At 64.9% G+C, this 17,652-nt stretch carries 19 protein-coding genes, 1 tRNA gene and 1 pseudogene; 13 read left to right on the top strand and 8 right to left on the bottom strand.

Going from position 1 to position 17,652, the window contains the following annotated elements:
• Positions 1 to 13: 13 nt before the first annotated feature.
• The 5 genes from ACL58G_RS26670 (at position 14) to ACL58G_RS26650 (ending at position 2,593) form a co-directional block, all read left to right on the top strand.
• Positions 14 to 103 (top strand) — tRNA-Ser (locus ACL58G_RS26670).
• Complete coding sequence (locus ACL58G_RS26665; RefSeq protein WP_440968199.1) at positions 76 to 402, top strand: hypothetical protein; 327 nt, start codon at positions 76 to 78, stop codon at positions 400 to 402. Before ACL58G_RS26670 ends, ACL58G_RS26665 begins: the two co-directional genes overlap by 28 nt.
• Entirely contained in the window at positions 324 to 503 is a 180-nt protein-coding gene (locus tag ACL58G_RS26660) for a DUF2199 domain-containing protein (protein WP_440963718.1), read from the top strand. The genes ACL58G_RS26665 and ACL58G_RS26660 overlap by 79 nt, the downstream gene beginning before the upstream one ends.
• Positions 504 to 677: 174 nt before the next feature.
• On the top strand, positions 678 to 1,226 hold the full coding sequence (locus ACL58G_RS26655) for a zinc-ribbon domain and TM2 domain-containing protein (RefSeq protein WP_413387510.1): 549 nt from the start codon (positions 678 to 680) through the stop codon (positions 1,224 to 1,226).
• A gap of 281 nt (positions 1,227 to 1,507) precedes the next feature.
• Positions 1,508 to 2,593 carry a hypothetical protein gene (locus tag ACL58G_RS26650; protein WP_440963717.1) on the top strand — a complete coding sequence of 362 codons (1,086 nt, stop codon included), beginning with the start codon at positions 1,508 to 1,510 and terminating at the stop codon, positions 2,591 to 2,593.
• 14 nt (positions 2,594 to 2,607) lie between these two features.
• Here ACL58G_RS26650 and ACL58G_RS26645 read toward each other — a convergent pair whose 3' ends face one another.
• Positions 2,608 to 4,104, bottom strand: coding sequence for an amidase (locus ACL58G_RS26645; RefSeq protein ID WP_440963716.1), 1,497 nt, complete (start codon positions 4,102 to 4,104; stop codon positions 2,608 to 2,610).
• 131 nt (positions 4,105 to 4,235) lie between these two features.
• Between ACL58G_RS26645 and ACL58G_RS26640 the strand changes: the two genes are divergently transcribed.
• Positions 4,236 to 4,967: a helix-turn-helix domain-containing protein gene (locus ACL58G_RS26640; RefSeq protein ID WP_440963715.1), complete on the top strand. Its 732-nt coding sequence runs from the start codon at positions 4,236 to 4,238 to the stop codon at positions 4,965 to 4,967.
• Between the two features lie 8 nt (positions 4,968 to 4,975).
• Here the strand turns inward: ACL58G_RS26640 and ACL58G_RS26635 are convergent, their stop codons facing one another.
• Positions 4,976 to 6,205 (bottom strand): alpha-amylase family glycosyl hydrolase, encoded by a 1,230-nt coding sequence (locus ACL58G_RS26635; RefSeq protein ID WP_440963714.1) that lies wholly within the window; start codon positions 6,203 to 6,205, stop codon positions 4,976 to 4,978.
• A 289-nt stretch (positions 6,206 to 6,494) separates the two neighbouring features.
• Here ACL58G_RS26635 and ACL58G_RS26630 point away from each other — a divergent pair, with 289 nt between their 5' ends.
• On the top strand, positions 6,495 to 7,499 hold the full coding sequence (locus tag ACL58G_RS26630) for a porin (RefSeq protein WP_440963713.1): 1,005 nt from the start codon (positions 6,495 to 6,497) through the stop codon (positions 7,497 to 7,499).
• 90 nt (positions 7,500 to 7,589) lie between these two features.
• The gene (locus tag ACL58G_RS26625) at positions 7,590 to 8,027 is read left to right on the top strand and encodes a hypothetical protein (RefSeq protein WP_413340154.1); all 438 of its coding nucleotides are present in this window, start codon (positions 7,590 to 7,592) and stop codon (positions 8,025 to 8,027) included.
• Positions 8,028 to 8,158: 131 nt separating this feature from the next.
• On the opposite strand, the gene ACL58G_RS26620 is transcribed toward ACL58G_RS26625, so the two are convergent.
• From ACL58G_RS26620 to ACL58G_RS26610, 3 genes are all read right to left on the bottom strand, one after another.
• Positions 8,159 to 9,196, bottom strand: a complete 1,038-nt coding sequence (locus ACL58G_RS26620; protein WP_440963712.1) for an SDR family oxidoreductase — start codon at positions 9,194 to 9,196, stop codon at positions 8,159 to 8,161.
• Between the two features lie 9 nt (positions 9,197 to 9,205).
• On the bottom strand, positions 9,206 to 10,279 hold the full coding sequence (locus ACL58G_RS26615; RefSeq protein WP_440963711.1) for an SDR family oxidoreductase: 1,074 nt from the start codon (positions 10,277 to 10,279) through the stop codon (positions 9,206 to 9,208).
• Between the two features lie 148 nt (positions 10,280 to 10,427).
• On the bottom strand, positions 10,428 to 11,351 hold the full coding sequence (locus ACL58G_RS26610) for a LysR substrate-binding domain-containing protein (RefSeq protein ID WP_440963710.1): 924 nt from the start codon (positions 11,349 to 11,351) through the stop codon (positions 10,428 to 10,430).
• A gap of 109 nt (positions 11,352 to 11,460) precedes the next feature.
• On the opposite strand from ACL58G_RS26610, the gene ACL58G_RS26605 reads away from it, so the two are divergent.
• Both ACL58G_RS26605 and ACL58G_RS26600 read left to right on the top strand, forming a co-directional pair.
• The gene (locus ACL58G_RS26605; protein WP_413387519.1) at positions 11,461 to 11,865 is read left to right on the top strand and encodes a RidA family protein; all 405 of its coding nucleotides are present in this window, start codon (positions 11,461 to 11,463) and stop codon (positions 11,863 to 11,865) included.
• Positions 11,855 to 12,982 (top strand): oxidoreductase, encoded by a 1,128-nt coding sequence (locus ACL58G_RS26600; protein ID WP_413387520.1) that lies wholly within the window; start codon positions 11,855 to 11,857, stop codon positions 12,980 to 12,982. The genes ACL58G_RS26605 and ACL58G_RS26600 overlap by 11 nt, the downstream gene beginning before the upstream one ends.
• A gap of 123 nt (positions 12,983 to 13,105) precedes the next feature.
• Here ACL58G_RS26600 and ACL58G_RS26595 read toward each other — a convergent pair.
• The 3 genes and pseudogenes from ACL58G_RS26595 to ACL58G_RS26585 form a co-directional block, all read right to left on the bottom strand.
• Positions 13,106 to 13,394, bottom strand: a pseudogene (locus tag ACL58G_RS26595) (sulfate transporter subunit); the annotation flags it as partial.
• A 150-nt stretch (positions 13,395 to 13,544) separates the two neighbouring features.
• Positions 13,545 to 14,597, bottom strand: a complete 1,053-nt coding sequence (locus ACL58G_RS26590) for an RNA-guided endonuclease InsQ/TnpB family protein (RefSeq protein ID WP_413340165.1) — start codon at positions 14,595 to 14,597, stop codon at positions 13,545 to 13,547.
• A gap of 111 nt (positions 14,598 to 14,708) precedes the next feature.
• Positions 14,709 to 14,921: a hypothetical protein gene (locus ACL58G_RS26585; protein WP_413387521.1), complete on the bottom strand. Its 213-nt coding sequence runs from the start codon at positions 14,919 to 14,921 to the stop codon at positions 14,709 to 14,711.
• Between the two features lie 164 nt (positions 14,922 to 15,085).
• Between ACL58G_RS26585 and ACL58G_RS26580 the strand changes: the two genes are divergently transcribed.
• The 3 genes from ACL58G_RS26580 to ACL58G_RS26570 are packed head-to-tail and all read left to right on the top strand — an operon-like array spanning position 15,086 to position 17,614.
• The gene (locus ACL58G_RS26580; protein ID WP_440963709.1) at positions 15,086 to 15,850 is read left to right on the top strand and encodes a phosphatase PAP2 family protein; all 765 of its coding nucleotides are present in this window, start codon (positions 15,086 to 15,088) and stop codon (positions 15,848 to 15,850) included.
• Positions 15,847 to 16,761, top strand: a complete 915-nt coding sequence (locus ACL58G_RS26575; protein WP_440963708.1) for a diacylglycerol/lipid kinase family protein — start codon at positions 15,847 to 15,849, stop codon at positions 16,759 to 16,761. Before ACL58G_RS26580 ends, ACL58G_RS26575 begins: the two co-directional genes overlap by 4 nt.
• 16 nt (positions 16,762 to 16,777) lie before the next feature.
• The gene (locus ACL58G_RS26570) at positions 16,778 to 17,614 is read left to right on the top strand and encodes a metallophosphoesterase family protein (protein ID WP_413341576.1); all 837 of its coding nucleotides are present in this window, start codon (positions 16,778 to 16,780) and stop codon (positions 17,612 to 17,614) included.
• Positions 17,615 to 17,652 lie beyond the last annotated feature (38 nt).

Raw genomic sequence — 17,652 nt, 5'->3', positions numbered from 1 at the left:
TGCCGGTTCCTCAGGAAGCGTGGCCGAGTGGTTGAAGGCAGCAGTCTTGAAAACTGCCGACGGGGGAACCCGTTCGTGAGTTCGAATCTCACCGCTTCCGCCAGGAAACAAAAGAAACCGCCCGAAGGCGGTTTTTTTGTTTCCTGGCGGAAGCGAGGGAAGCGCCTGAGCGCTTCCCGTGTGAGATTCGAAGGGCTGCGCTTGCAAGCGCAGCCCTCTCCGAATCGCCCGTTTGCTGTCCGCAACGCGGACAGCGCGCCGCAGGCGCATACCAAAAGCAAGCAAGCCGCAACAGCCACCAAAACGCCAGAAGACCACAACCAATGTCATTCGAATGTCATTGCACCGCCTGCGGCCAAACCCACCACGGCATGCCCGCGCTCGACGCCGCTGCGCCGCTGAGCTATTACGCCGTGCCGGAAGACGAACGCGGAACACGGTGCCAGCTGGATTCGGATGCGTGCATCATCGACCGACCATCCGCTGGCAGTCAAACAGCGTGAAGGCATTTCCGTCCAGCGCGTGGCCGAATTGTATACGCGTGTCGTTCATGAGTAATCGTCAGCATTCGGAATGCACTGTTCGTCTCTGCTGATCGATATTTCATTGCCAACATGAAATACATGCGGTACCCTGAGGCAATAGTTGTCATTTCGAAATCAGCTGTTGGAGGAAGCATGGCAATGGTGTTTTGCAGAGGCTGCGGAAAAGAAATCCACGAAACGGCGATCTCGTGCCCTCATTGCGGATGTCAGCAAGCAGCCGCTGTCGCCGGCAACGTCAAAAGCCAGAGCGTGGCCACGGTGCTGGCGGCTTTCGTAGGTGGCGTCGGCATTCACCGGTTTTATTTGCGGAGTCCGGTCACTGGCATTTTCTACATCCTGTTCTGCTGGACAGGCATCCCGGGACTGATCGCTCTCATCGAAACGTTCGTGTACGCCTTCATGAGCCAGCAGAGCTGGGCCAGGAAGTACAACAATGGCGTGATCAGCGAGCCCGTCCACATCGCGATCAGAGTCCTCGTCCTGATCTTCCCTGTGGCCTTCGTCGTCGGTGTGCTTGCAGCGATCGCGATCCCCGCGTACCAGAGCTATCGGATCCGGGCCGAGGCAGCGAAGTCCACTGTGTCCATCGAGGTGCCCATGCACGTCACTCCGGCCGCGCAGCGCCATGACATTTCTCGACAAGATCAAGTCCTGGTTTACACAGCCGCATCCCGCGCCTGACGCACCGGCCCAGCCGCCCCCAGCACCGACATTGTCTGCATACATGAGACCTGTCGCCGGGTTGATTGTCAAAGTGCGCCGGCGGAATAGCGTGGACGCGCTGAGCGCCGACATGTGCCACTACAGCGGCTTTGTGCGCGAAGTGGCATTGGAACGCGCGGCCGAATTGCGCTCGCCGGACCTGCTCCCGGCCATCGTCGATCGCCTCAACGACTGGGTGCCGCAGGTCCGCCAGCGCGCGCAAGCACTCGTGCTGGACTGGCTGCCGCTGCTGGATGCCGATGCGGGTATTCGTCTGCTCGGCACGGTCCAGCATCTGCGAGTGGCCAGAACGGACCGATCACTCCGCGTGGCTGCAGGCGTTCGAACAGGCGGTCGTGGCGCAGGTCGGTGCCGACCGCATCGCCGCGGCGGCCTCGGGTGGCGACGCGATCGTTGCGCGCACCTGCTATCGCCTGCTGGCGGAGCATGGCCTGGTGGATCCCGCCGCGCTTGTCCGCCTGGGCTTGTCGAACGGCATGGATATCGTCCTGGCACACAAGGCCGCCGAGTCGCTCGTCCGGTTGAGTGCGGACGACCGCGAGGCGCTGGGCCGTCTCGCATTGCGTTCGCACTTCGGCATGGTCCGCGCGAGCGCATTGCGAAGCCTGTTGTCCGACGGGACCGAGACGCATCGGACGCTTGCCACCGATATGCTCGCCGACCCGAATAGCTGGGTAAGACTCGTCGCAAACAGCTGGCTCGAACGCCACGGCATCGACAGCGGGCCGTTGTTCGCGGCGCGGTTGGCAGCGCCCGACAGCGCCATTGCCGTGCTGCGCGCTTGCCTGATGGGACTGGCCGAAACCGGGAAACGCGATCATGTCGACCTGGTGCTGCGGATGACGATGCACCCGTCGGCGCGCGTGCGCAGCTACGCATTCTCCGCTTGGCGCCAACTTGCACCTGGGGACAAGGATCACATCGCACAGCGTGTGCTGGCGGACGAGTCGCCCCGCGTGCGCAAGGCCGTGCTGACCTTGAGCCGCAAGCATGGCGCATTCGTTCCCGCCGACGTCGCATTGTCGTTGTTGCGGGAGCGCGGCGACGTCGACCTGATGCTGCGCTACGTCCAGAGCGAGCCGTGGCACCATCTCGCACTCATCGCGGAATTGGAGACCGCATCGCGGTCGGATGCGGCACTTAGGGAGCGTTTGCGTCATGAATTGATTGCCTGGATCGACAACAGCCGTCTCCATTACACCCGGCCGACGGACGACCTCCGCGCACGCTTGGCGCAACCGGATGCCAAGGCCGATTTGCTCGCACTGCTGGGTGGTGGCGACGCGCGTGTCCGAGAGATCGTGTCCCAGCTCGACAGCATGTAAGAGCCGCGGGTCCGTCACCCGCGCGCCATCCCCGGCATCCGTTCGAACCACGGCTGTACGCCCTCCAACTGCCTTGCCACCTGCAACAACCGCTCCTCGCTCCCGAACGGCCCCATGAACTGCACCCCGAGCGGCAATCCCTCCGCCGTCCAGTGCAACGGCACGCTCATCGCCGGCGTTCCGGTCAGGTTCGACAACTGGGTAAAGGGCACATAACGCAGGTTGTCGGTCGCAATCTTGTCGACCGTCCTGTCAAGCAACCCAAGCCGCGCCAGCACACCGAGGATGCCCGTCCCGTGCAGGAACCCCAGCACGCGCTGCTCCGCCGCCGACGGATCCCCGGTCCCATGCGCAATCGGCGGATGCGCCAGCGTCGGCGTCAAAAACAGATCGTAGCGTCCAAAGTAATCTCCCACCGCGCGCGAAAACTCGTTCCAGCGATTCAGTTCGGTGGTCAGCCGCGTCGCCGACACACTGTCGCCCAGCGTAACGAGAATCCGGTTCATCAGTTCCACCTCATCGCGCCGCGCCCCCAGCGCCTGCGCACGCCGTACGGCCGCCGGGATCTGCCCGAAGTACACGTGCAAATAACTTTTTGCGAGGGCGGCGCCATCGATAGCAGGCGCCGCTTCCTCGACGTCGTGGCCCAAATGAGCCAATAACTCGGCCGTCCGCGACACAGCAAGCACGGCCTCCGGATGCACCTCCGTCCCAATCGGCGACACTGTCGAATACCCGATGCGCAGCCTGCCCGGATCGCGCCGCATCAGCGCGACGTAGGGCGCGGCCGGCGGCGCAATGACGAACGGATCGCCCGGCTCCGCACCCTGCAGCACGTCCAGCGCGAGCGCGGAATCGCGCACGCTGCGCGAAATCACGCCTTCGCTCGACGCGCCGAACCAGACTTCGCCGATGCCCGGCCCGGACGACACGCGCCCGCGCGACGGCCGCAGCGTGAACAGCCCGCAGCACGCGGCCGGGATCCGGAGTGAGCCGCCGCCGTCGTTGCCGGCCGCCATCGGCACGATGCCGGCGGCGACCGCCGCCGCCGCGCCGCCGCTCGATCCGCCCGGCGTGCGCGCCAGGTCCCACGGGTTGTTCGTGCGCCCGTACAGCTCCGGATCGGTGACGCCGCGCGTCGCGAACTCCGGCAAATTCGTCTTGCCGAAGATGACGAGGCCCGCGTCGAGATAGCGCTGCACGACGTGGGCGTGGCGCGCCGGCACGTTGTTGTTCATGCTGCGGCTGCCATAGGTCGTCGGGATGCCCGCATAGTCCTGCACGCCGTCCTTGATGAGGAAGGGGACGCCCGCCAGCGGGCCGGTCAATGGTCCCGCGACCCGGGCCCGCGCCTCGCGTTCCATCAGCCGCACGACGGCGTTCACGCGGCCGTGCACGCGCGCGTGTTGCGCGAGGGCGAGGTCGAGCAGTGCGGCGGGCGTGACGTCGCCGGCGGCCACGCGGGCGGCGAGGGCGGTGGCGTCGTGGGCCAGGTAGTCGGCGTGATTCATCGTGTCTCTTTCATGTCGTGCTGGCCAGCTGGCCATCTTGTCATGAAGGAATTGTTGCCGCAAGGCCGGGCGTGCTACGATCGCGGGAATCCGAGGCCATCCTCTAGACCTTCGTATCGGAATCCGCGACCATGTCCGAAGTCACGCAAATCATCAGCACGATCAAGCGCCAACTGAAGCTGCAAGGCAAGACGTACCGCGACGTGGCCAGTGCACTTGGCCTGTCGGAGGCGAGCGTCAAGCGGCTGCTGACGTCGGACACGCTCGGTGTCGACCGCCTCGTCGACATCAGCAACATGCTGGGCTTTACGTTGGCCGAGCTCGCGCAGGAGGCCGCGCTCTCCGGCACCCGCCTGCACACCTTGAGCGCCGAACAGGAAAAGGAGCTCGTGTCCGATACGAAGCTGTTGCTCGTGGCCGCATGCGCGCTGAATCACTGGACGCTGGCGGACATCCTCGCCGTCTACCGCCTCACGGAAGCCGAGTGCCTGCAAAAACTGCTGCACCTCGACCGCCTGCACCTGATCGCGCTGATGCCCGGCAACCGCATCCGCCTGAACGTCGCGCGCGATTTCGACTGGCTGCCCGACGGCCCCATCCGCCAGTACTTCCGCACGCAGGGCCTGGCCGATTTCCTCGACGGCCACTTCGACCGGTCCGACGAGACGCTCGCCTTCACGCACGGGATGCTGACGGAGAGCGCGCTCGCGTCCATGCAGGTGGAACTGCGCCGGCTACGTGCGCGCTTCGCCGAGCTGCACGAGGAAAGCCTAGCGTCGCCGCTGCCCAAGCGGCGGGGAAGCGGGCTGTTGCTGGCGCTGCGCGAGTGGGAGCCGGCCGGCTTCACCGCGCTGCGCCGCTGAGTCGCTGATTACTTGCCGCGCGCGTCGATGCGGTAATCCCACGCCGCCAGCGTCTGCTGCTTGCCCCCCGGCAGGCTGAAACGCTGCGCCTCGTTCGACACGTTGACCGTCACCTGCACGCTGTTGCCCTTCAACGCGCGGCGGAACGCGAACACCTTGTCGTTACCCGTCTGCAGCACCTGCACGGGACCGCCGTACTGGCCGTTCCACAGCGCCGGATTGGCGTGCTTGAGCGCGAGCAGCTTCGTGTAGAAGGGCGCGTAGGCGTAGTCTTTCCACTGGATCGGATCCTTTTCGAAGAACGCGATGCGCTTGTCGAGGCCGGCTTCCTGGCCGCCATAGATCAGCGGCATGCCGGGCAACGTGGCGGCCAGCACGGCCATCGCCTTGAAGGCCGGGCCGTACAGCTCGACGTCGCTGCCGGCCCAGGAATTCTCGTCGTGATTGCTCGTGAAGCGCATCCGATACGCGCCGGGCGGGAACGCTTTCGGCGGGTGCTCGAGGAAGTTCGCCAGCGTGCGCGCGTCCGCCTTGCCTTTCGCAATGGCTTTGAACAGGTCTTTTGTGTCCCAACCGTACGTCATGTCGAAGGCGTGCTCGTGCAGGTCGGGCTTGTCCGCCTCGGCCAGCATGAACACGGGTTTGACGCGGTCGAGTTCGGCGCGCGCCTGGTTCCAGAACGGCGTCGGCACCTTGCCGGCGACGTCGCAGCGGAAGCCGTCGATATCGGCTTCGCGCACCCAGTACAACATCGCGTCCGTCATGCCTTTCCACAGGCCGGGTTTGCTCCAGTCGAGACCCGTCACGTCGGTCCAGTACTCGGGCTCGGCGCCGTCCGTGTAGGTGACGGGATAGATCTCGCCCTTGTCATTCTTCAGATACCAGTCGCTGTGTTCCTGCGTCCACGGGTTGTCGAATGCGGTGTGGTTTGCCACCCAGTCGATGATCACGTGCATGCCCAGCCCGTGCGCCTGCTTCACGAGTGCCTTGAGGTCGTCGAGCGTGCCGAATTCCGGGTTCACGGCCGTGTAGTCGCGCACGGCGTAATAGCTGCCCAGCGTGCCCTTGCGGTTCTTTTCGCCGATCGGCTGGATCGGCATCAGCCACAGGATGTCCACACCCATCTTTTTCAGGCGGGGCAGGTGTTGCGCAAATGCCTTGAACGTGCCATCGGGCGTGTATTGCCGGATGTTCACTTCGTAGATATTGGCGTTGCGCGACCAGCTCACGTGCGGCATCGGCGCTGCGTCTGTCGCGGCGACCGCGGGCAGGGCCGCGCATAACGCCAAGGAAAGTGTAGTCAGGGTACGGCGTAGCTGTCTCATCGTTCTAATTTTCATGTAGTTTAGTTACAAAACCTGCCGATGCGATTCTAAAGCGGAATTCCCGGGCTGTCATCTTGCCGACATGCAGATGTCAGAATATGCTGACAACAACGCGGGATAAGATGAGAGTCGATTTGTGCGATATTGGACAGATAGGACCGCGGTGTAACAGCTAATGTTAAGGCGTAGAGAGGGACACGCCATGAACAAGGGTTTCGTTGCGTGCGTATTGCTGGGCGGATGTACGTCGCTAGCATGTGCACAGGATTCGGGAAGCGCTGCCGGCGCCGGCAAGCGCTCGGGGCTGGACTACGTCGGCGAAACGCCGGGTGGCCACGATATCGCCGTCTTCACGGGACAGCCGAGCAGGAGCAACGGCGCCGCCTGGCACGCGCAGCCGCGCCGCACCTACGGCCGTCTCGACGACATTGGCGTGCGCCCGGGCATCGGTGGTTTCACGCTGGGTCACCAGTACAACTTCGAATACCTCGCGCGCCCGGACGTCGGCGACCCCTTCCACGCCGGCACGGCCGGCAAGGCCAGCAATCTCGTCACGCAAAGCGGCATGCCCGTCGACAGCGGCGTGCGCTACTACAACACCCAATTCAAGCACCTGAGTACGGGCGCGTCGTACACCATCGACACGCTCGGCGGCGATCCGATGGCCGACCGCGCCTGGGGCATGACGATCGGCTTCGACTACGGCCCGGTGTCGCTGCGGGCGGCGCACCAGAACCGGCATGTGGCCCAGGTCCATTTGTACGATTTGGCCGGCAGCAATATGGATGCCAAGAATTCCCTGATCGCGGCCAACCTGCACACGCGCTGGGGCACCGCGTATGCCGCGTATTCCGCCAACCGCGGCTGGGGCAGCTCGCCGCTGTACAACCCCGACAATCCGTACGGTGCGGGCGTGGCGAGCACGTCGTCGACCGACAGCCGCGACACCCTCGTCGGCGTGGCCGTCCCCATCACGCGCTCGACGACGTTCCTCGCCTCGTTCATCCACAAGAACGACCGCGACCTGGCCAACCGCGACGCCAACCAGTTCGCGATCGGCGCCAGCTACGTCGTCTCGCGCAGCACCGACTTCTACGCCGCGTTCTCGCGCACCGTCAACACGAACGGCACCGGCATCCTGATCGGCGGCGCCGCCCGCCCGAGCGGCAGCTCGGCCGTGAACGTCGGCATGCGCCACGCGTTCTAGCGTTCCCACCGAGGCTGCCCTGCGTTGCGCCGTCGCGCGACAAAAGCAGGTAGCCTGTCCTCATGATTTTTGCATTATTTTGGAGGCAACATGACTGGCACGAGCACACTTGATCCGGATAACTTTCCGGAAGCACCCGACCGCAGCCTGGGCAAGGGCCACGGCGTCGATTCGCTCGGCCCGAGCGATATTTCGGACACGGGCAGCGACGTCGTTGGCGGCCCCGGCTTTGCCGCGAACCTGGACGATGACCAGAAGATCGACCTGGACACCGGCACGACGTCAGACAACGAAGCGAGCTACGCGCACGACAGCGCGGGCGCCGACGTCGGCGACCCGAACTTCGAAAGCGACAGCGACTTCGGCGGCACGGGAGAACGGGCGGCCGCGGGCCGCGACATCCTGGCGCGGGACGGTGCCGACATCGACACGGACCACATCGAATCGATTCCGAACCTGCCGCTGACGGACGAGGATGTCGACTTCCTCGGCAGCGAGCCGCCGAAGGGGCCGGCGCCGGGCAAATAAGCGGGGGGAACCAAACGACCAAAGGCCGGCTTTCCGGCCTTTTTTATGTAGGGTGGGGCACACCGTGCCCACGCGAATGTCAACCCGACGCAAGCCTCGCGCGTGGGCACAGGGTGCCACCCTACGCGGCGTTATGCATGCCACACCGTCCGCTGCCACGGCCTGCGCGTCAACGCCCACGCCGCCAGCAGCGCCCCGCCGAGCAGCACGGTCTTCGTGGATGCCGACCGCATCTCGAACGACGTGTACGGACTCCGCTCGACGACCCGGCGCTCGCCGTTGTTGCGCTGGCGGAGCTCCTGCTCGGCGACAGGCGCGTACAGGCTGTCGCGGCGCGCGCTCGAGTTCGGGCGCTCGGATTGCTGCTGGCCGAACATCGTGCGGCTCATGAAGCGGTCCAGCGCGCGCGGCATCAGGTAGCCCGCCACCGACGTCAGCTTCGAGTGGCCGCCCACGTACAGGTCGCGCTCGGGCACCTGGGCCGCGTGCACGATGGCCTGCGCCACCAGTTCCGGCGCGTAGTTCGGCGGCGGCAGGTCGGGCTCGTGTTCCATGTAGCTCTTGGCGTGGTTCGGGAATGGCGTCGCAATCGCGGCCGGCTTGATCACCGTGAGCGAGATGCCGGCGTCTTCCTTGTCCAGCTCCATGCGCAGCGATTCCGTGAAACCCTTGATCGCGTGCTTGGACGCCGAATAGGTGCCCTGCAGCGGCACCGAGCGGTCCGACACTTCGCTGCCCAGGTTGATGAGGGCGCCGCCGCCGCGGCCCTTCATGAGCTTGACGGCTTCCAGCGAGCCGTGCACGACGCCCCAGAAATTCGTCTGCATGACCTTGCGCATGTCTTCCAGCGCGACGTCCTCGTTCCGGCCGTAGACGCTGATGCCCGCGTTGTTGACCCACGTGTCGACGCGCCCGAAGCGCTCCATCGCCACCTGGCTGATGCGGGCGACGTCCGCCGGGTTGCCGACGTCCGCCGTAACGGTCGCCACTTCCACGCCGCGCTGGCGCATTTCGTGGGCCAGGGTGTCGAGGGCGTCGCCGTCGCGCGCGGCCAGCACGAGATGGGCGCCGCCTTCCGCCGCCATGCGGGCGGTGGCCAGGCCGATGCCGCTCGTCGCGCCCGTGATCACCATGACTTGTTCATTCAGTTTTTTCAGCTTGATCGACATGTTGCCTCCTCACAGCGCCTGGCGCAGACGGTTGGATGACCAGATGCGGCTGGCCGAGGTGCGGCTGGCCGGACGGCCCGCCAGCTTCCATGCGGCGAACAGCGCGCCGGCGCCCAGCAGCACACCGACCACCTTGCCCTTGCGCAGCGACAGCGCGGTGTACGGACACGTCTCGACCACGTGTTCCGAGAGGCCCTGGCGTTCGCGCAGTTCGTGCTGCGGGTTCGGGGCGTGCAGGGCGTCGCGGCGGTTCGGGGCGCTCGGGATGTCGGTCTGCTGCTGCTTGAACATCGTCGCGCGCATCATGCGGTCGAGCACCGAGGGCATTGCGAAGTTGCCGACGGAGAAGGCCTTGGCCGCGCCGCCGACGAACACGTCGCGCTTCGGATGCTGGGCCGCGTACAGGATGGATTTCGCGACCAGTTCCGGCGCGTAGATCGGCGGCGGCAGGGTCGGTTCCTTGTCCATGTAGTTCTTCGCGTGCGCGACGAACATCGTGTCGACGGCGGCCGGCTTGATGAGCGTGACGGCGATCGGCGCCTTGTCCTTGTCCAGTTCGACGCGCAGCGAATCCGTGAACGCCTTCACCGCGTGCTTCGACGCGGCGTAGATGCCCTGCAGCGGGATCGAGACGTCGGACAGTTCGCTGCCCAGGTTGATGATGGCGCCGCCGCCGCGCGACTTCATGTGCTTGACGGCTTCCAGCGAGCCGTGGACGACACCCCAGTAATTCGTGTCGAACAGGCGTTGCATGTCTTCCAGCGAGACGTCTTCGTTGCGGCCGAAGATCGAGATGCCGGCGTTGTTGACCCAGGTGTCGATGCGGCCGAAGCGCTCCATCGCGGCCTGGCCGATGCGTTCCACGTCGGCTGGGTTGCCGACGTCGGCCACGACCGTCGCGACTTGCGTACCGGTGCGGCGCAGTTCGCTCGCCAGCTGGTCGAGCGCGTCGGCGCTGCGGGCTGCGAGTACCAGTTTGGCACATTGCTCGGCGGCCATACGTGCCGTCGTGAGACCGATGCCGCTCGTGGCGCCGGTGATGACCATCACCTGCTCGTTAATCTTGCGTAATTGCACTGACATGAATGCTCCTTCGCTCAGGTTGGAGAAAAGCCGCCGCAGTGCGCGTCAAGCGATCCGTGCGGCTCCGTGATTACGAGTTCGTTGCTGAACACGACAATCGTAGCCGCACAGCGGATTTCAAGTCATTTGTTACAAGATTGCGCCTTGTTCAGGATTTGCAAGCCTCCGCCTCGCGGCGCAGCCAGTGGGCGACGGCCAGCGCCGCGGGGCCCGGCGGCGGGTCGGCGCGCATTGCCAAGTGGTATGTGTACCCGGGGATGGCCGGTCCGAACGGTTGCACGAGATAGCCCGCCGCGATCTCTTCGGCCACCAGGGCAAGACTCAGCAAGGCGACGCCCTGGCCTGCGACGGCGGCCTGGATCGCATGGCCTTCGTCCGAATACCGGAGTTGTCCGCGCGCAGGTTGCCATGCGAGCCCCGTGCGCGCGAACCATGTTTCCCATGTGGGATTGGCCGGGGACGCTTTTTGCCAGTCGAAGTGGATGAGCGGCACGGATTGCAGATCCTCGATCGAGCGGACGCCCAGCATCGGGTTGACGACCGGCGCGTACGTGTCGGCGAACATGACCTCGGTCATCAGTCCGGGGTAGGGGCCGCTGCCGTAGCGCACGGCGACGTCGATGCCGTGCGCGTCGAAATCGACCGTCGCATCGGACGCATGCAATTGCAGGTCGATGTCCGGATGCAATGTGTGAAAGCGGGCGCCCCGCGGTACGAGCCATTTCGCGGTGAACGCGTGCGTCGCGGACACCGTGACCCTGTCTCTCCGGTTCGGCTGCGTGAGGCGCGCCAGCATGGCTTCGATGGCATCGAAGCCCTGGCGCAGCACGGGATACAGCTGCGCCCCCGCGTCGGTCAGCGTGACTTGCCGCACCTGGCGCACGAAGAGTTTCAGGCCCGTGAAGTCTTCGAGGGCGCGGATGCGGTGGCTGATCGCCGTCGGTGTCACGGCGAGCTCATCGGCAGCTCGCTTGAAGCTGCCGTGCCGCGCCGCCGCCTCGAACGCGCGCAGGGAGGAGAGCGGTGGCAGCCGGCGTGTCGTCCGTTCGCCGAATGGGTGATTTGAAGTCATCTGATGCGTGAAAAACCATCGTTTGTCGTAAGGGCTGCTGGGGGCGATTATTCCATACATGGGTGAGTTGATCTCATCCCGTTCTTCTTTTCGAATTCAGGAGGCAGACATGCTCGAACGTATCATCACGCAGCCGGATCCGTATGAACCCTATCTGCTGTCGCAGGGCATTCGGTTCGGCGATTTGCTGTTCATCTCCGGCCAGGCCGGTGCCGGCGACGACGGACGCATCGTCGCCGGCGGCTTCCTCGCCCAAGGCGAGCAGGCTTTTGCCAACCTGCGGCGCGCGCTGGAAGCAGGCGGATCCAGCCTGCGCGACGTCATCAAGGTGACGATCTTCGTGACCGACATGGGCCATTTCCAGGACGTCGTGGCGCTGCGCAGGAAATTTTTCTCGGCGCCGTATCCCGCCGATACGATTGCCGAGATCAAGGCGCTCTACGATCCGCGGGCGATGATCGAGATCGAGGCGATCGCGGCCGTACGCAGGGAGGGCGGCGGCGATGCGCGATAACGGTCACGTTGCCATTCTCTTCGAACCGCTGGCCCTGGGTTCGCTGGCGTTGCCCAACCGTCTGGCCGTCGCGCCGATGACGCGCGTGAGTGCGGGCGCCGATGGCGTGCCGACGACGTGCATGGCCGGCTATTACGCGCAGTTCGCGGACGGCGGCTTCGGCCTCGTCATCACGGAAGGCCTGTACACGGATGAGGCGTACTCTCAGGGTTATCTGCACCAGCCGGGGCTCGCGAACGCGGCGCAGCGCGATGCGTGGCGACCCATCGTCGCAGGCGTGCAGTCACGCGGCGGCCGTGTAATCGCGCAATTGATGCATGCGGGCGCACTGTCGCAGGGGAACCCATACCGGACGGGCACCATCGGTCCGTCGGCCGTGCAGCCGAAGGGCAAGCAGATGACGTTCTATCGCGGGACGGGTGAGTACGCCGTGCCTGCCGCGATGACACCGGAGGATATCGACACGGCCGTGGCCGGCTTCGCGCGGGCAGCCCTCCGAGCTCGTGAAGCGGGGTTCGATGGCGTCGAGATCCATGGCGCGAACGGTTATTTGCTGGACCAGTTCCTGTCGGAAGGCATCAATCTGCGCGACGACCGCTACGGCGGCGGCCTCGACGGTAGGTTGCGTTTGCTCGTGGAAGTCGTCGACGCGGTGCGGGCCGCGGTGGGGACGAACTACGTCGTCGGCGTGCGCCTGTCGCAGGCGAAGGTCAACGATTTCACGCATCGCTGGGGAGGAGAGGAAGAGGCCGCCGCGATCTTCCGTACGGTTGGCGGACTGGACGTCGACTACGTGCACGTGACCGAGTACGAAGCATGGAAGCCCGCCTTCGAGACAGGGCCGAGCCTGGCCGCACTGGCGAAGCGCCACGGCGGCAAGCCGGTCATCGCCAACGGTTCGCTGCACGATCCGGCGCAGGCCATGGGCATGGTCGAGCGGGGCGAGGCGGACGTCGTGTCGCTCGGCCGCGGCGCGCTGGCCCAGGCGGACTGGCCGCGGCGCGTCAGGGACGGCGCCACGCTCGCATCATTCGATCCGGCCATCCTGTCGCCGCTCGCGGATCTCGCCAACGCGGTCCGGTGGCGTACGCAGGCGGAGTACCTGCGGCCCGGCTAATAGATCTGGTCGAACAGGCCGCCGTCCGCGACATGGGTCTTGTGCGCTTTCGTTCAGCCGACGGCGAGTTCGCCGATCGTGCATAGCTTGATCGCCGGGAATTGCACCGTGTACTGCTCGGCCCTGTTGCCAGTTGTGCGCGATAAGGCCGCGTTCGCTGATAGCATCGATGTCGTACGCGAGGGCTCAGCGTGACGAGGTCGGCCTGCAGTCTGCCGATCACGGAATGCGCTTGCTTGCCGGAGGCGCCATGCGACTGCCTGACCGTCACGTCGTCGCCCGTCTTGACTTGGTACTGCCGCGCGAACGCGGCATTACGGTCCTGGTACAACTCGCGCGTCGGGTCGTAGGACACGTTCTGCAGGGTGATGTTCGTCGCCCTTGCGGCGGACGAGCCTAGCGCAGCGGCCACGAAGAACGCAACGGCGAAAACAGTGGCGAACGCGGAGGCGACTTTTTATTGCACATCGTTTTCTTTCGGTTGAGTGTCTATAAGCAGCGCCGTAAGGTAGGTGCCTGCCCAGCGAAAGAAAACGATGAAGCTTTTGACGTCCTCCCCACCTTAAAGGACGGGGATTCCTGCAGCCAGCGTCGCACGTCCGCGACGGAGAATGTTTATCGCAGCATTGATATCGCGATCATGTGCACAACCGCAAACATTACACTGCCACTCTCTTATTCCAAGGTCTGCGATACCTTTCGGCCGCGAATCTGGCATGGCGCCACAATTCGAACAGACTTGGGAAGTAAAGCTTTCGTCGACTTCCTCGAACCACGCGCCATGCTTAACAGCCTTGGACGCCAGTTGATGTCGGAAGCGCGACCAGCCAGCATCAAGTACAGACTTGGCCATGCTGGTCCTGGCAAGTCTGGCGGCCGCCACATTGCCGACCGCGATATAGTCGAATTGCCGGACAATGCGGTCCGAGAGCTTGTGCAGAAAGTCGTTGCGACGGTTCGCTATCTTTGCGTGGATCGCCCTGACGCGCCGCTTCTTGTGGGCGCGCTGCGCCAGCGCGAGCGCTTGCTCGGCACCACGATAGATACGCTGCGCTTCAATCTTTTCGCCGGTGGAAAGCGTCGCGAAGTCTTTCAGTCCAAGGTCGATACCGACACCGCGCAACGGTTGGCGGGCATGGATATCGGGCGTGACCACATCGATCACGATATTCAGGTACCAGTTCCCTCGCGTGTCACGCGAAAAGTTGGTGCCGTCCTTGATCTTCCCTTCGGGCAGCGGCCGGCTGTTAAAGACGCGAAAAGTATTGCCTGCGAAGCGAAACGCATCACCTTCCCGCTTCAGTTCCCGTCCCTTGATCGGCACCCAGCCCAAGGAACGCTTGCCGCGATAGCGAAGATAAGGTCGCTTCTTTTGCGAACGCGATCTTGCATACTGTTCGCAGACCGCATTCACGGTCCCGGAATGCAGGCCCAGTTCCTTGCTGCTGCCGGTCGTCAGCTTGTTCAGGTCAAAGCCCGAAAGCCAGGGGCGGCCGAAACGCAGCGCATCCTTTTGCCGATCGTTGCAGTAATTCCAGACGACGTTACACGCACGCGACTGCCTGTCAAGCAGCCCGTTCAGGGATTTCACCCGGTAACGATAAACCAGAATCATGCTCCGATTATATGCAGCGTTTTTAGCAACCGAAAGGCATCGATTGACGCGCAATCGTCTTCTTTCTTCCCCGCCCTGAAAGACGGGGTTTCCTCGGAGAACCTGATGAACTTAATGCGCTTTGGACAGGATGAGCAGCCAACGGCGCAGCAGCAGCACTTCCACGTGGCCCGGCTCGACGCCGGTATCGCACTCGATGATCGGGTTGACCGGGTAGAAGCGCTTGCGGAAGTCGCGCGTTACCAGGATCTCGCGGCGACCAAAGCGCACGAGGAAAGGCGTCGGAGCATATTCAAGGCCGAAGGAGCTGTTCAGAGTCGACATGACGATCCCTTTATCGAGTTAGGTTGCGTTAGCGTTGGCAAGTTGTCTTGCTCGAGTAGGCACAGAATAGCACAACTACTGTATAAATCCACAGTTACTGTACAAAAAAACAGTTGTTGCATTTTTGTGTGGCTTTTTCGCCAATTCGCCCCATCTGGAGCGGTATGCTGAACACCGCTCCATCACGCCTGCGCCGCTTCATCGCCGCCCGCCTGTCGCCCGAAGGGCAGATGGGCCTGCACCTCACCGCCGGCCTCGCGCTGCTGGTGCTGGCGGCCTGGATCTTCGGCGAGATCGCCGAGGACGTCGTCACCGGCGACACCATCACGCTCGTCGACGTCCAGCTCGCGCACTGGTTCCACGAGCGCGCCACGCCGGGTTTCACGCGCGCCATGCTGGTCGTCACGCACTGGAACGGCATCGCCGGATCGAGCATCATGGCCGCGCTGCTGGCGCTGTGGTTCTGGCGCCGCCATGCGCATTACTGGCTGATCGTCTGTCTTGTCGCCGTGCCGGGCGGCATGCTGCTGAACGTCGCGCTGAAGCACGTGTTCCGGCGCACCCGCCCCAGCTTCGACGATCCGCTGCTGAGCCTGATGACGTACAGCTTCCCCAGCGGCCACACGGCGGCCGCCACCGTGTTCTACGGCCTGCTCGCGTGCTACCTCGTGCGGCGGGTGCGGACGTGGCGCGTGCGCGCGCTGGTCATGCTCGGCGCCGTCGTGATGGTGACGCTCGTCGCGCTGTCGCGCATGTACCTGGGCGTGCACTACCTGTCCGACGTGCTGGCCGCGGCGGCGGAGGGGGCGGCCTGGCTTGCGATCTGCATCACGGCCGTGTCGACCCTGCACCGGCGCCGGCTGGCGCGGGGGCAAACGTCGTGGAGCGAGCGCGCGCATCGCGCCGCTGCGGCGGAGGACCTGCAATGAATCCCGTGACCGTGATTGTCAACGCGGGCGCCGGCACCGGCCACGACGAGGCCGCGTGCGATGCGCTGAGAACGCAACTAACCGACGCGGGGCTGGACGCCGAGCTCGTGCGGGCAGACGGCGGCGACCAGATGATCGGTGCGGCACGGCGCGCGTTGGAGCAGGGCGCGCGCCTCGTCGCGGCCGGTGGGGGCGACGGGACGATCAATGCCGTGGCCTCCGTGATGGTCGATTCCGGCGTGCCGTTCGGCGTGCTGCCGCTGGGCACGCTCAACCACTTCGCCAAGGACCTCGGCATTCCGCTCGACCTCGGCGCGGCCGTGCGCAACCTCGCGACGGGGCGGCCCGTGCAGGTCGACGTGGGCGAGGTGAACGGCCGCATCTTCCTGAACAATTCCAGCCTCGGCCTGTACCCGGACATCGTGCGCGACCGCGAAAAACAGCAGCGCCGCCTCGGCCGCGGCAAGTGGCCGGCCGCCGCCTGGGCCGCGCTCGCGGCGCTGCGCCGCTATCCGTTCCTGTCGATGCGCCTGACCGTCAACGGCGAGCGGCTCGCGCGGCGCACGCCGTTCGTCTTCATCGGCAACAACGCCTACACGATGCAGGGCCTGGCGATCGGCGAGCGGGCGCGCCTCGACGAGGGCGTGCTGAGCCTGTACGTGGCGCAGCATCCGACGCGCCTGGGCCTGCTGCGCTTCGCGTTCGACGCGCTGCTCGGCCGCCTCGGCCAGGAGCGCGACTTCGACGTGCTGACGGCGCCCGAGTTCGACATCGACACGCACCGCCACCGTCTGCTCGTGGCGACCGATGGCGAAGTGACGGAAATGCACCCGCCGTTACGCTACCGGATGCGGCCTGGCGCACTGACGGTGCTGGTGCCTCCGGTAGAAAATGGCGTCAATCAACCATAACGGAAAGGGGAACCCCATGCGCACACTCGTCCACCTGTCCGACCTGCACTTCGGCCGCGTCGACGCCATGCTGCTTGACCCGCTGCGCGAACTGGTCCACAAGCTGGCGCCGAACGTCGTCGTCGTGTCCGGCGACCTGACGCAGCGCGCCAGGAGCGAGCAGTTCGAGGAAGCGAAGGCCTGGCTCGATACGTTGCCGGGCCCGCAGATCATCGTGCCGGGCAACCACGACATTTCGCTGTACAACGTGTTCCGCCGGTTCCTGCTGCCGCTCGACCGCTACAAGCGCTACATCACCGACGACCTCGACCCCGTCTATATCGACGACGAGATCGCGGTGCTGGGCGTGAACACGGCGCGTTCGCTGACGTTCAAGGACGGCCGCGTCAACAAGGAACAGGTGGACAAGATCCGCGCGACCCTGTCCGGACTGCCGAAGGAGGTTACGCGCGTCGTCGTCACGCACCATCCGTTCGACCTGCCGAAGGGCGCCGAAGAGGATGACCTCGTCGACCGCGCACAGATGGCGATGGACGTGTTCGCGGAACTGGGCATCGACCTGCTGATGGCGGGCCACCTGCACATGAGCCATGCGGGCAACACGCAGGCCCGCTACAAGATCAGCGAATACGCCGCGCTCGTCGTGCAGGCCGGCACGGCGACCTCCACGCGCGGGCGGGGTGAAGTGAATTCGTTCAACGTGCTCCGTATCGAGCCCCAGCGTATCGAAGTCGACCGCTACGGCTGGGACAGCGTGCACAACCAGTTCCAGGTGCTGAACACGGAGAAGTTCATGCGCAGCGGGAACGTCTGGACGGAAGTGCCGGATGGGATGATGGCGGCCGGAATTTAGCCGCAGGCGCATGGCAACGTCGTCCCCGCGCAGGCGGG

Source organism: Massilia sp. GER05 (genome assembly GCF_052056005.1).
Taxonomy (GTDB): domain Bacteria; phylum Pseudomonadota; class Gammaproteobacteria; order Burkholderiales; family Burkholderiaceae_D; genus Telluria; species Telluria orientalis.
This window is presented reverse-complemented; position numbering and strand designations above follow the sequence as displayed.